Here is a 14314-nt window from a genome sequence, read left to right as displayed (position 1 = left end):
CGCGACCCGCTCCCCGAGCTCGTTCCGACCGTCCCAGTACGCCGCCTCGTCACGCGATGTGTAGTACCCCGGCTCGCGGTAGCCCACGTCGAGCTTCCGCACGAGTGAACCCGCCACGTCGTAGACGCTGACCGTGACGGCGGAACTCTCCTTCAGCTCGAAGGGGATCCACGTCTCCGGGTTGAAGGGATTGGGGTAATTCGCCATCAGGCGGCTTCGGGACGGCGGCGCGAAGGTCAGCCGCGCCGTGAAGGTGTGCTTCCCTGCGTCGAGGCGCATCGACCCATCGCGGCTGAGGTCGTAGCGTTCATCGCCCAACTCGACGACGATGCGGAATCCCGCCGGAAGCGTCTGAGCCGTCCAGCGGAGCGTGCCCGCCTCCGCCAGGTTCGCCGAGAGCTCCCACGTCGCTTCGCGCTGATTCGACGGCAGGATGCTGCGGCTCATCCGCTCGACCGGATCGTCGGTCGCAGCGTAGAACTCGGAGTAGCTGCGAATCGGAGGAGCCGGAGGCAGACCCACGTCGTAGGCGTCGAAGCCCACCTGCGCCTTCGAGCCGCTCCCGAGCTCGACCGTCTTGAGCGCCCCGCTGTCGAGCGAGATGGTCAGCGGCGCGACCCAATCCGGCGAAGGAGCCGCGCGCTGGGCGATCGCGGGAGCCGTCGGCGGCGTCTGCGTGATCGTCACCGTCCGAGCCGACGCCAGCTCGTTGTAGACCCAGTAGCCCTGGAACTGCGACAGACTCGTCGCGATGACGTAGTTGACACCGTCATACCCGAAGACCGTCTTGGCGGTCGGGTTGTACGCCGACGCGGGCGCGCCTCCGAACGGAGCGCCGACGAGGTTCCACCGAGGCTGCAGCGTCACGACGACTTCCTGAGCCGCCGGATCGCCCACGTCCACCTGGAACGTCGTATTCAGCGGACCATTCGTCGGGTCGCGGAAGATGAACCAGCCCTTCCCGACGAATGGGAGCGGCTGGGTCGATGCCAACGTCACCTGCTGGTAGTTCTCGATCCATACGGGCGGTGTCGAGGCGTCGAAGTAGCCGTAGCCATACATCGACACGACGCCGCGCGTCACCAGGTTCGATGGAGCCGCATTCGTCGCGGGTCCGGGCAGGGAGAACATGCGCCAGCGGATGCCCAACGTCGTCGCCAGCGTCTGCGGCAGGCGCTTCGAGAGCACGAGCGTCAAGAGGTGGGTGCCCGTGTTCAGGGGTATGCTGGCTCCCAGAGGCAGCGGATGGACGGCCGCCGTCGTCGCGTCCGTGTCGGGCCCGTGGACGATGCGCGGGTTGTCGTTGTAGTAGGCGAGCACGCCTTCCGGCAGTCCTTCGATGGAGAGATAGTGCGTGCCGCTGCCTACCTCGACTTCGATGGTCCACGTTCGCGCATCGGCGAACGCGAGAACATCCTGCGATAGCGCCTGGCCGCCTCTCAGGAGGCGGAGCCATGACGCCGGAGGCTGCGGCATGGGCGGGGCGAGCGTGTCTTCTAGCGACAGATTGACGGCATCCGTCGCGTCGAGGGAAACGCCGACGGTGACCGTGTGGTCGCCCGCCGGGTCGCCCGTCAGGCGGAGCGTCGCCGTCCAGTTCTGGTAGGAAGGCAGCGCTGGGGCGAGGAAGGGAGACCAGGACGCCGAGAAGTCGTTACCCAAGCTATTCGTAAGGTTGACGGGGCCCGATCCGTCCGCGTTCATCGTGTAGATTTCGAAGTTGCCGTCTCGATACGACTCAAAGGCGATCTTCGTACCGTCCGGTGACCAGGACGGTCCCAAGTCATCGCCAGCGCTGCTTGTCAGACGAATCGGACTCGTTCCGTCGGCGTTCATCACGTAGATTTCCCAGTTCGCGTCACGATACGACATGAAGGCGATCTTCGTGCCATCCGGCGACCATGCCGGCTGGTGCTCGTCGGCGGAGTGGTTTGTCAGGTTGGCGGGATTCGTCCCGTCGGCATTCATCACATACGTCTCGTCGTTCCCGTCTCGTCTCGTGCTGAAGAGCAGCTTCGTCCCATCAGGGGACCACGCCGGCTCGTCATCAGTCGCCGGGTTGTTCGTGAGGTTGACCTGGCCTGTGCCGTCGGCGTTCATGACGTAGACCTCACGGTTTCCGTCACGAGTCGAGTAGAAGGCGATCTTCGTCCCGTCTGGTGACCACACGGGCCAGGCGTCGACCGCGTTATCGGTCGTCAGCCGAATCGAGCCCGTGCCGTCGGCGTTCATCACGTAGATGTCTGCATTGCTGGACCGTATCGCCCGGAACGCGATTCGAGTTCCGTCGGGCGACCACGACGCCCAATCGTCGTCTCCAGGATCGTTCGTCAAGTTGACGGAGCCCGTCCCGTCGGCGTTCGTGACGTATACTTCGCGGTTGCCGTCGCGGTCCGAAGTGAAGGCCACTTTGGTCTGCGTGATGTTACCCGTTGGCGGATTGATCCGACCGATGCCCTTCGCCGTGACGGTCGACGGGCTGCCCGACGCGTTGTGCGTGATCGTCAGCGCGGATTGCTCCCAACCGACGACCGTCGGCGTGAAGGTGACGGTGACCGTCTGGCTCTGACCCGCCGCCAGGTTGTAGGGCGGCGCGGGCGAGACCGTGAACTGCGCGTTCGACGACGCGATCCCGCTGACGGTGAGGGTTCCGCCGCCGGAGTTGGTGATGTTGAACGTCGCCGTGCCGGAGCCGGGCTTCGTGACGGTTCCCAAGTTGACGGTAGTTGTGTTCAGTAGGGCAGCAGGGAGGAAGTAGGAAGACCAGCTCGGAAAGCCGTCTCCATATGCACCGGCAGGACTGGTATATGCTGTCACGCTGCCGCTGACCGGATCGATAATCATGAGTCCGCGCATCTCAGAGGGGTGGGGGCCCTCGATGATCCACGCCCCATCCGGAGACCACGATAGATAGGGGCCATCAAACGTCCCCGGCAGTGTTCTCTGGTTCGCTCCGGTGGGGTCGACCAGGTGCAAGTGCCATGCACCATCATAGGACGAGTAAACGATCGTCGTACCATCCGGTGACCAATATGGCGAATAGCCGTTTGACGGTGCGGTCACGTCGATAGGACTCGATCCGTCGGCGTTGGCGACATACACTCGCGCTTGCCCTGACTCATAGCCCTGGTATGCGATGCGCGTCCCATCGGGCGACCACGATGCATTGTGGTGTCCTGCGCCTGAGGTGATCTGCGTCTGGTTGGCGCCGTTCGGGTCCATGGTGTAGACCTGCATGACACCTGTCCCGGTCAAGCGATTGGAGTGGAACAGGATCTTGGATCCGTCAGGCGACCATGTGGGCCCGCCATCGTGGGCTGTGTTGTTGGTCAGACGTGTCGGCGACGAACCGTCGGCGTTCATGACGTAGATCTCGTCGTTCCCGTCGCGGTCTGACAAAAACACGAGCTTCGAACCGTCCGGCGACCAACTCGGGACTACGTCAAGGAAGGTGTTGTTAGTCAGACGTTGGAGTCCGGTACCATCGTAGTTGACGGTGTAGATCTCATAGTTGCCATCGCGGTTCGATGTGAACGCGATCTTCGTGTTCGACAGGTCTCCTGTTGCCGCAAGCGCCGCAGGAACAACTCCCAGCGTCAGAACGATGAGAAGCGATCCAACCCACGTAGTACGAAGCTGCTCGGAACGCATCGTTCGGGACTCCTCGGGTACCTGGCAGGACCGGCGTCGTTAGGAACACCGGCCCGTCGCCCTATACCGGTTCTGTGTCTCGCCAAAGTGCCTCAGTGCGCGTTTCATCGCCCGGCCGCCAGTACGTCCCGTCGCGGCATCGGCGACCAACTCGCGTTGCCGTACTTCGGAACGTCGTTCGCGATACGCACCTGCTCCGACCCGTCCAGATTCATCATCCACACCTCCCAGCGGCCGCTACGACCTGATAGGTAGATGATTTTCGACCCGTCCGGCGCTAGGCGGGGATATATGTCCGTGTAGGAGTCATGCGTCAGCCGACGCTGGTTCTCTCCATTGGAATCCATGATGTAGACCTCGTCGGTACGATCACGGTAGGAGTGGAACACGATGTGCTTGCCGTCGGGTGTCCAGTATGGCGCGTGGTCGTTCCATGGGTTCTTCGACAGGTTCCGCAAGCCGGTGCCATCTGCGTTGATGACATGAATGTTGCTCGGACCCCTGACCGTCACGATATCCGGCGCCGAGATGAAGGCGATCTGTGTTCCGTCTGGCGACCAACTCGAGTTCCATTCCACCGTGTCGCCGAAGGTCAACTGGCGCACATCCGTGCCGTCCACGTTCATCGTGTGCAGCTTCTGCAAGCCAGTCCGGGTCGACTGGAACGCCAGGCGCGCGCCGTCCGGCGACGGGGACACCTTCTCGTTGTGGCCCACTCCGCGTGTCAGGTTGCGCGCGTTCTGCCCGTCTGGGTCCATCGCCCAGATGTCGAACCGGTCCAGCTCTCCGTCGGCTCTAACCCGATCCGACTGCGACTCGAAGTAGATCGTCCTGCCATCCGGGGACCAGATAGGATCGCTGTTGGAGGCTCCCGCCTGAGCCGTAAGTATGCGAACGTCGGACCCGTCCACGTTCATCGTGACGATCTCATAGAGCGCAGCGATGTTTCCCGTGTCGGGGACGACCTGCCTGGTAACAGCGATCCGCGTCCCCACCAGACCCAGCGGCATGGAGACCGGCACGCCGTTGATGTTGAGCCGGATCATTCCCGACGCGCCTGTCGGCATCGGCAGTTCCGGCATCAGTGTCGGGCGGACGAGTCCAGGGGCGCTCTCCTCCGCGACCCGTTCGACCGGACTGGCGATATCGCCGTGCCGCGCGGTGTCCACCGCCGCGTTCCCGAACCATCCGAGTCCCAGCGCAACTGCCAAATGCAACCCCAGCGAGATGCCCGCTCCGTAGCCCGTCTCCGAGCCCAGACGCGACGACGGGTGCGGAGCATTCCGCAGAAGCTCGACCAGGTTCTCGTAGAAGCCCGCGGTGAGAGGGAAGACCAGGCAGCGCGTGCAGGCATCGTCGACTCGATGCGACGAGAACCCCATCTGCGCGCACCGCGACCGGATCTGGGCGATCCCCCGCTCCACGCGCTTGTACGCGGCGGTTCGGCTGGTCATCTGGATTTCGGCGATCTCCTCGTACGAGGCGCCATCCATGTACCGCAGCGTGACGGCAACCCGATACGGGAGAGTCAGCGACGCGAGGGCGTCCAGCACCGTATCCATCATCTCGCCATCACAGTCCTTGCGGACGGCGGCGGCAGCGTTCCTGAGAACATCGAGCGCCACGGCGACCTCCTCGTCCACACGAGCCCGCAGAGCATCCTGAGAACACGTGTAGGCGATGCGGCTCACCCAACTGGCGAACCGCTCCGGCGCGCGGAGCTGCGCCAAGCGGCGATAGGCTCGAATGAACGTCTCCTGCGTGACGTCCTCGGCGTCGGCATGGCGCATCGTGTGGGCATAGGCGATGGAATAGACCCGTCTCGCGTGCCGGCGCATCAGCGCGGCAAAGGCGTCGGCATCTCGTGCGAGACACGCCCGGACGAGCGCGGCGTCTGACGGTTCTGCCATGCGGTGGCTTTCTGCTGACATGTATGACGCCAGAACCGGCAGCGATTCGACAGGAAAAGCACTGCGGATGTCAAACGGATGGCGCACGGCGCAGGAACGGGTGGAACCCTACGGACGGACGGAGACGACGTCGAGGAATGCCGCCAGCCCGGCGTGGCGGGCGAGGTCGATCCCGTAGAGGTCGAGCAGGAGCACGATCTGGTCGTCGCCCGAAGCGGCTAGGAGCGCCCGCGCGTCGTCTTGGGTCAGCGTCGGCACGCCGAAGCGCTCCAGGAACGACTTGGCGTAGGATTTGTAGCCGTGCTGGTAGGACCGGCTCGTGTGGTGGATGTAGAACGCCATCAGCGACGAATTCAGGAGCGTCCGCAGAACGCGCAGGTCGGTGTTCCACGCCGGCGAGTCAGCGGACGGGCCCGTAGGGGCGGGTCTCAGACCCGCCGGTACATCCACCCCGACCACCCGTACATGCGCCTCACCCCTCGCGCTGTAGCGGGGCTGGATGCAGTATCCGGCGTAGAACGTCGCCGCCTCGTCCTCGCACAGGACGAAGTTGGGGCGGAGGTTCATCCCCGACGTGAGGAGCTTGCGGCTGAATCCCGTGTCCAGCCCTTGGCTCCGCCCGAAGGCGTACCACGCGACGGGATTCGGCTTGCCACGGTCGCGCTGATCCAGCCGCTCGCGGAGGGCGTCGAGATACGCGGCGGCGTTCGGGAAGTCGCGCCGCAGCTCCGCTTCGGGGATGATCCGATGCTTGCCGTCGATCCGCCGGTAGGGGAACACGATCCGCTCCCGGTTCCGCCGGATGTCCTCTTCGCTCTTGATACGGCTCGCCTTGAGGATGGGCTTTGTGATGCCGGGCTCGATCCGATGGAGCCTGCCGCCCGCCTCTTTCGTGTAGAACCCCTCGGCGTCGGTTCCGCCGTCGAGCAGGTAGCAGCCGTCGGCGAGCGTCGCGATGCCGACGCCGATGCGCGCGAGCTTGCCGAGAGGCGTTCCGCCGCACTCCAACGCCTGGATGGTCGCGTGGACATCGTCGGAGTAGAGCTGCCAGCGCCGGGGGTTCAGGCGGTTCACGGAGATCGTGCCGTAGGCGGGCTCCTCCGGGATCGTATCGGCGGATGCCGCCTTGAGATAGCGGAACCGTTCCGTCCGCTGGCGCGAGAGGAAGAGGACGCCGCTGTAGGTCGTCACGTTCTCGAACACTTGGCGGTCGCCGAAGTCGTAGAGCTCGGTGATCGCGCCGTCGCGGGCGAGCATCTCGCGCAGGGGACGCCCCGCGTCGGTCGCCGTGAACGTCGTCGGCGCGATGTACCCGACGATGCCCGTCTCGGACACCTCGCGCAGTCCGAGCTCGATGAAGGGGATGTAGAGGTCGATGTTGCCGACGCGCGCGCTGTGCCACGTCCGTCGGAGCTGCTCGCGCACGGCGGGAGCCAGGTTCTGGATGCGGACGTAGGGCGGATTCCCGATGACCGCGTCGAACCCCTCCGGCGCGGCGAACCGGTCGGCGAGTCGTTCTCCGGCGAGGCTGTCGGCGATGAGCAGGTTCGTGCGCAGGCGCGGCGCGTCCTCGCCCGCGTCGAGCGCCCAGAGGTTCAGGAGCAGGTCGGTCGTGGCGACGGAGTCAGGGTCGATGTCCACGCCATACAACTGCCTCTCGACGATCTCGGACGGCGCGTTGCGGGTTGCGCTCCGGAGCGCCTGCGCCATGCCGATCAGGAACGCCCCGGCTCCGACGGCGGGGTCCAGCACGCGCCAGCCGTCCGCCGACCGGTCGGGATGGAGGACGAAGAGGCGTCCGCAGAGGAACCGGACGACGTGCTCCGGCGTATAGACGGCTCCGCTCGTCTTGCGGTCGGATCGGGTGAGCCGTCCTTCGAGGAGCCGGTCGATGAGCGGGAAGTTGAGCGGGATGCCGTGGTGTCGGAGTTGGGCGAGCAGTTCCGCCGGGGATTCGGCGCGGTCCATCGCGGCTTGGATCGGCTCGTTGCGCCGGACGGTCAGCCCCCGCTCCTCGACGAACGCGCGGACGAGGAGGGCGTCCAGGTCGGGCACGTCGGTGAGTTCGCCCGACAGTTGCCGCATCGCGCGCTTCGGAACGACGGGGCGATGAATCATCTCAGCCCTCCAACTCGCTCAACAGAGGATTGCGGTGCTTGAGTTCTGTGAGCAGATCGCCAAAGAACGTGTCAATGGAGAGGCCATCCGTGATCTGCACCGTTTCGTTGCGTTGGTTGAGCTGGTACGTGAACGAACGGATGAACTGCGGAGCCGAACCCGTGAAATCCGTAAGTAGAATGCATGCGCGCTCAAACCTCCGCCTGTCATTGTGGACAGACTGACGCCCAGTGTAGTGAGCCAGATTGGCTGCATGCTTGCGTACGTATGAGAGCGGCTCGTCCAGCGTTTCGCCAGTGGTCAGCGCTGGGAAAGGCTCGGTTGGCAGAAGCAGCACAAGCCCGACAACCAGCGATGGGTCGCCACCATGGAGCCCAGCGGCTTCCCCTGCGAACTGCTCTATGTTGTTTTTCACATTCTTGCCGATGCTCGAAAACTGGCTCCGAACCGACAGCGTCATAAGCAGCCGGCCGTCTTCTGCGAGGTAGGCTAGATCGACGTCTTTGCGGTAGTTCGGGAAACTCACCCTATGCTCGTGTTGGTTATCGCTTGATGGGTAGAGCCTGTCCGCCCTGAGACCTCGGTCGACCAGGATATCTGACAGTGCGTGATGCAGTCTGTTGATGAACGTCCGATCTCGCACCGGATTCCTGTCATCCTCCGAGACGGCGTCTTCGCGTAGACGATCAGCGTAGCGCATGTACTCCGCATAGGACTCAGATAGCGCATTAATCAGGCTCTGTCTCTCTCCGTCCGTCATGCTCTGTGCCCATTGCTTATCGGCAAAGCTCGGGCGACTAGTGGTCAGTTCGAGATCGGCGGATCTCGCGTCATCAATGTCCATCTGGGCGAGTTCAATGTACGTGTCAATCCGGTCTTCGGGAAGTTGGTCGATCAGTTCCTTGAGCGTGTCTCTGAGAGTCCGACGGTGCAAGGCAGTTCTCCTGGCAATCTGGAGCTGTGGCAACAGAGCACCACTGTCGGATCAACGCCCACGGTTTGTATCTCGTTACCTGTCTCACTGATGAAGCTCAGGTTGCCAGCCCCGCGTTGGAAGCTTCCAGCAGGATGGGCTTTCACCAATCGACGTCGTACATCCGACTGGGACAACGCGTTTCAACTGTCAATCCGGGAGTGTATGGCGGTTGTACCTGAGCTCCACAAGCGCATACCCCGCCGGAAGCGCCTTCTTCCCGCCCACCAACGCCGCCTTCAGCGTCCGCGAGTGGTTGCACACCCCGCGATACTGGAACCCCCGGCAGTCGCACGACACGTCCGCCCCAGACACTTCGAGCGTGTAGAACTCCCCCGGCTTCGACGAGCTCTCCGCCCGGTAGGTCGCGCGCTTGGGTCCCGAAAGCACCGCCGCCAGCGCCTGGATCGCCTGCTCCGAGTAGGGAATCGCTCGACGGGTTCCCCCGTCCGAAGCCGTCGATTCGTCGGCATAGAGACGGCTCGCCTCGCGCAGCGCCGAGACGATCTCGTCGCCTCCGTCGAGCCGATCCGGCAGAACCCCGAGCATCCGCCTGAGCTCCGTCATCACGTCCGTCTCCAGCGCGCGTTCCAGCGCCTTGCCCTCGACCAGATCGTCGATCAACTGCGACTTGGCGTCCAGCACCGAGCGCACGAACTCATCGACCGTCCCGCGCCCGACCATGTAGGTGACGTTCACGGTTCCCGTCTGCCCGATGCGGTAAGCCCGATCCTCCGCCTGCCAGTGGTTCGCCGGAACCCAATCCAGGTCGTTGAACACCACCTGCCGCGCCGCTGTGAGGTTCAACCCGACGCCCCCGACGTGCAGGTTCGCGACGAACACGCGGATCGAATCGTCCGTCTGGAACTGATCGACCTGCGTCTGGCGATCCCCGACGGGAGTCGCCCCCGTCACCGCAACGGCGCGTTCGCCGAAGTGCCGCGCCAACCGCGTGATCGGCGGGACGTACGCCGAGAAGACGACCACCTTTTCGCCCTGCTCGACGGCGTTCTCGACCACGTCGATCGTCTCGACGACCTTGAGCGTCGCGAGCTTCCGCCGCGTCTGCGTCAGCCGTCCGAGGAGCGCCCCAGCCGCGCGGCGGGCTTCCGGCGTGTCGTTCTCGCGCGACCGATCCCGGCGCGAGAGCGTCGCGAAGTCTCGGATCGCGGCGTTCAGGTTCTCGACGGCTTTCGGATGGATGTCCACTTCGAGCCAGGTGCGCAGCTTCGGCGGCAGGTCGAGCGCCTCGTCCTTCGTCCGGCGGAGCATGACGCCGTGAAGCTGAACCGTCAGCTCGTCGATGTTGCTCGCGCCGTCTGCCACATAGCCGTAGGGTCCCTGATAGCCCTCGCAGTAGCGCTTGGCGAAGCTGCGGAAGCTGCGCCCCAGCGGATGCGCGAGGAGCTGCAGCAGGGGGAACAGGTCGCGCGGCCGGCTCGTCAGCGGCGTGCCGGTCAGCGCATGGACGACCGGTTCGCCGTCTGCCTTGCGGACGAGCTCCATCGCGTGGCGGCTCCGCTGGCTCTGGTAGTTCTTCAGGTAGTGCGCCTCGTCGAACACGATCCCCTTCCACGGGAACCGGAGGAGCGTTTCGAGGTGCTTGGAGAGGATGTCGTAGTTGAGGACGACCCAGCCGTCGTAGTCCGTCGCGGGCGGATCGTCGGGTCCGATGATGTGCGTCCGCGCGTCCGGCAGGACGATCCCGATCTCGCGCACCCAGTTGCGCTTCACCGAGGCTGGACAGATGACGAGGTAGGGACCCGTCGGTTCCGCCTCGACGAGCGCGATGATCGACTGGCGGGTCTTGCCCAGTCCCATGTCATCGGCGAGCAGGGAGCGGCGGCGTCCCAAGAGGAACGCGATGCCCTCGATCTGATGCGGGTAGAGCGTCCGGGCAAGTTCCTCGGCGCGCTGAACGGCGGCTGCGTCTGCCACTCGGACCCCCTCTCCGCGCCGCGTTATGAGAGGCGACACGGCGTCGAGAACGGGAACGCTGGAGTCCGAACGTCTGTTACGGGCGAGCCGCCTACGACGCTCTCAGCGCAGACCGCACTTCCTCGGGCATACGGGCGATGACGCGCAGGTAGGAACGCGCCGCCTGGTTCGGGAACGAGCGCCGCTGCTCCCAGTCGCGGATGACGCCGACGGGAATGCCGAACTCCTCGGCGAACTCCGACTGCGACAGCCCCAGCCCTTCGCGGATATCGCGCACCTGCGGCACGCGGCGGAACGTCCCGCGCTCCGACTCCGCCATCGGCGGGTTGTCCGGGTCGTCCAGCGCGCGTTCCTCGACCTCCTCGTCGGTCAGTGCGTCGAGCTCGGCGCGTTCCTCTGGCGTCAGTCGCTTCGGATGCTTCGGATCAAGTGTATGCCGAATCGTATTCATCTCGCTCACGACGTGTCGCCTTCCTTGCCGAGATGACGCGAATCGCGTTCTCGCCGCGCTCGGAGAAGATCACGGAGAATACCCCCGTCGACTGCCCCAAGGGCTCGGAACCGCCGCTCACCGTATGTGAACCGGTCATCTTCTCGATAGATCAGGTACGGGTCGGCGAAAACACCGACGGCTGTCTCGAATCGCACACGGTGCTGGCGGAAATTGCGTTCTGCCTTGTTGCTGTCCCACTCGAACACCGTTCCGTAGTCGCGCGCCAGACGACCCATGGGTCACTCCTGCGCAACGGGACTCAGGAAACTCTATACGGGATTCCCGTAGCATGTCAAATACGGCTCGAGAATAGGTCCATGGTCGCTCTTGACCCGATGGACGCTTCCGTCTGACGGGCGTCATATGAACCGGCATTCCACGACGAACCGACCCGAAGGCTGCTCGACCGGCTCGACATCCAACCCGACTGACTGGGCGATCTCCCGAAACTCGCTCAGCGTATCGCTCCTGCCGCCCACGAGGATCGTTTCGGGCGACAACCCCTGGCGCTCGCCGTCCGGAACGACGACGCCGGAGACGATCACTCGCCCGTCGGGACGCGCAGCTTCGGCGCAGCGGCGCAGGATCGCCGTCGTCCCGTCGGCATCCCAGTCGTTCAGAACCTTCATGAGCAGGTAGACGTCCGCGCCGGACGGCAGCGGATCGAAGAAGCTCTGCCCGACAACCGCGACTCGGTCCGAGACGCCCGCCGCGTCGAAGACCTCGCCCGCGCGCGCGACGGTTCCCGGCAGATCGACCAGCGTGCCGCGCAGATGCGGATGGGCGCGAAGGACCTCCGCGAGCATCGCGCCAGTTCCACCGCCCACATCGACCACTCGCCGGACGGACTCCCATCCGCCCGTGATCGACGGAACCTGCGGCACGCCGTGCCCGACGACTCCCATCAGCGCGTCGAAGCTGGCGGCAAGCTCCGGATGCGCTACCAAGTCCTCCCAGAAGGGCTTGCCGAAGACCTGGTGGTAAGCGGGCTCTCCCGTGCGCACCAACTCGAGGAGCGTCCCCCACGCGCGAGCCATCCGCCCGCCGATGCCGTCCAGGTCGAGATAGAGGCGGAAGCCCGGCTGCAGGAGCGCTTCGGCGGCTGGGTTCAGAGCGAACCGTCCCGGCTCCGGCTCGTCAAAGACGCCCTTCGAGACGAGATGACGCAGCAGTCGTCCGAGCATCTCCTGGTCGCATTCGACAGCGGCGGCGAGATCGTCGATCCGGCTGGTTCCCGCCGCGATGCACTCGGCGATGCCCAGCGTCGCGACGACCCGCAGGCTCCAGGGCGTACAGAGATCGCCCAATGCCTCCATGTCGACCGATTTGCCACTCACGCGCGCCCTTCCCATGTCGATAGGCTGAGTTCCGGGCGTCCAGCGCGTGTCGCTCTCACTTAAGGCAGTCCACCGGCTCGCCGTCGAACGGGTTCTCCTCGGCGGTCAGCATCCAGCCCATGCAGGGAGGGATCGCCTGCCCGCCGTCGTTCCCGCCGCCCGCCCATCGCGCGTGGAATGCATCGACGACCTCCGGCGCGAAGATCGCGGGAACCGCCATGCGCGGCTTCTGGTTCGTGATGAGCTCGAAGTGGATGTGGCAGCCGGAGACGCCCTGCGGCAAGTACATGTAGCCGAGGATATCGCCCTTGCGAACGACGTCTCCCTCGCCGACCCGCAGATAGGACAGGTAGAACCCGGGCGAGGGCTCCGGAACCATCGGCTCGATGCTGTACTCGAACGACCAGATCGTGTCGCCGTCCCGCGCGATGGCGATGTTGACGCCGTACCGGTCGTTTTCGCCGACCCTCAGCGATGGCGTGACCCGACTGACGTAGCCGTCGGCGACGGCGTAGACGGGCGGGTAGTCGCTCGGCTCCGAGCCACCGCGTGGGAACCGTCCATCGCGGTTGTCCCAGTGGACGTGGGCTCCGGTGTGCGACGCCGCCGCCCGCCTGCCCCTGTAGGGATGCCCCGCGCTGATATCAGCCAGATCGACCAGAAAGTGGTCGGAGGGATGGGTTCTGAACGTACGCAGGTCGGGCAGCATCGAGCTCGGCTCGGAGGCGAGGACGTAATCCCGCTCCGGGTGGGCATTGTACCCCCGGCAGGGATCGGCGTCGCGCTTCGCCTTGGGGACGATCAAGTTCGCTGGCGTGAACCCTCTGCGGGCGTATTCGCGGAGGATCGCCGGTTCCATGAAGAGGAAGGGCGACGCGTAGGTTCCCCAGCTCGTCAGCGCGATGTCGAACGACGTCGTCGGAGGCAGCCGGTCGAGCGGCACGCGCGACAGGTCGGCGGGAGGGAACCGCGCGACGGGCAGCCCCGCTTTGACGGACTGCCCGACCTTCACGAGCGGATCGCAGTGGAAGAACACGAACCCCCAGTCGGGAGCCGCCTTCGCCGCGATCCGCATCTGCTTGCCCAGCGGGAACCCCTCGTCCTCGATGCCGGCGATCTTGCCATCGAACGGCGCGTAGCCCAGCGTCGGGCGCTCCGAGAACCACGGAACCGACGTGCGGACGTAGTGCTTCATCGAGCGTTCCGTCTCGGTCTCGCCGTCGGTGTTCTTTCCGCTGTAGTCGTGCCCAGCGCAGCTTCGGAACTTGCTGATCTCGATGATGACGGCGGGATCGAGCGGGTTGGCGGTGATGAGGCGCGCTGGCGGCGGGGCTGCGACGGCTGCCGCTGAGACGAAGGCGAGGATGAGCAGGAGCCCGGGCATGTCCGTCGATCCCGTCAAGCGTCTGACGCGGGTGGTTCCGCACGCTCCGCGCGGAGGGCTTCGACCGCCGACCGCGTCCCGCGCGTGTTCTCCTCGATGTCAATCGCCATCCGCAAGCCTTCTGCCTGCATCATCAGGACCCAGAAGATCAGCAGTCCGTAGATCAGGCTGACGAGTATGACAGTCAGGAACGCCGTCTGCCCCATGGCGGTCTGCCCCATGGCGGCACCGACGATGCCAACGAGAACGCCGATCGCCCCAGCGCCGAGGGCGACCCATGCCAGAACACGCATGACCTTGACCGAAAGCTGCAATACGGGATACCGGCGCTCCATAGGAGCACTCTCCTTTCCTGTGGGACGCGTGCCCACGTGCACATGATACAACCTCGCCGCACTGTGTTCAATCAGGCGCGACTGCCACGGCGATCCACGCCAGAACACGCAACACCTTGACGGACAGACGCAACACGGGATAGCGGCGCTCCATGAGAGCTCTCTCCTTTCCGAT

At 65.0% G+C, this 14314-nt stretch carries 9 protein-coding genes and 1 pseudogene; all 10 read right to left on the bottom strand.

The annotated features are described in order from the left end of the window. Window positions 1-3651: choice-of-anchor D domain-containing protein (locus FJZ36_14060; GenBank protein ID MBM3216028.1), on the bottom strand; the 3651-nt coding region annotated here is incomplete at its 3' end. Window positions 3652-3755: 104 nt separating this feature from the next. Further along, window positions 3756-5582, bottom strand: coding sequence for a sigma-70 family RNA polymerase sigma factor (locus tag FJZ36_14055; protein MBM3216027.1), 1827 nt, complete (start codon window positions 5580-5582; stop codon window positions 3756-3758). Between the two features lie 87 nt (window positions 5583-5669). Beyond that, window positions 5670-7679: a hypothetical protein gene (locus FJZ36_14050; GenBank protein ID MBM3216026.1), complete on the bottom strand. Its 2010-nt coding sequence runs from the start codon at window positions 7677-7679 to the stop codon at window positions 5670-5672. Between the two features lies 1 nt (window position 7680). Further along, window positions 7681-8613: a hypothetical protein gene (locus FJZ36_14045; protein MBM3216025.1), complete on the bottom strand. Its 933-nt coding sequence runs from the start codon at window positions 8611-8613 to the stop codon at window positions 7681-7683. Window positions 8614-8802: 189 nt separating this feature from the next. Continuing rightward, on the bottom strand, window positions 8803-10590 hold the full coding sequence (locus FJZ36_14040; GenBank protein ID MBM3216024.1) for a DEAD/DEAH box helicase: 1788 nt from the start codon (window positions 10588-10590) through the stop codon (window positions 8803-8805). Window positions 10591-10681: 91 nt separating this feature from the next. Further along, window positions 10682-11041, bottom strand: a complete 360-nt coding sequence (locus tag FJZ36_14035; protein ID MBM3216023.1) for a helix-turn-helix domain-containing protein — start codon at window positions 11039-11041, stop codon at window positions 10682-10684. Further along, window positions 11016-11319 (bottom strand): annotated as a pseudogene (locus tag FJZ36_14030) (hypothetical protein). Before FJZ36_14030 ends, FJZ36_14035 begins: the two are co-directional and overlap by 26 nt. Window positions 11320-11442: 123 nt before the next feature. Next, complete coding sequence (locus FJZ36_14025; protein MBM3216022.1) at window positions 11443-12435, bottom strand: hydroxyneurosporene methyltransferase; 993 nt, start codon at window positions 12433-12435, stop codon at window positions 11443-11445. A gap of 40 nt (window positions 12436-12475) precedes the next feature. Continuing rightward, on the bottom strand, window positions 12476-13804 hold the full coding sequence (locus tag FJZ36_14020; GenBank protein MBM3216021.1) for a hypothetical protein: 1329 nt from the start codon (window positions 13802-13804) through the stop codon (window positions 12476-12478). Between the two features lie 14 nt (window positions 13805-13818). Beyond that, window positions 13819-14139 (bottom strand): hypothetical protein, encoded by a 321-nt coding sequence (locus tag FJZ36_14015; protein ID MBM3216020.1) that lies wholly within the window; start codon window positions 14137-14139, stop codon window positions 13819-13821. Between the last annotated feature and the right edge of the window lie 175 nt (window positions 14140-14314).

It is taken from the genome of Candidatus Poribacteria bacterium (assembly GCA_016866785.1).
Classification (GTDB): domain Bacteria; phylum Poribacteria; class WGA-4E.
This window is presented reverse-complemented; position numbering and strand designations above follow the sequence as displayed.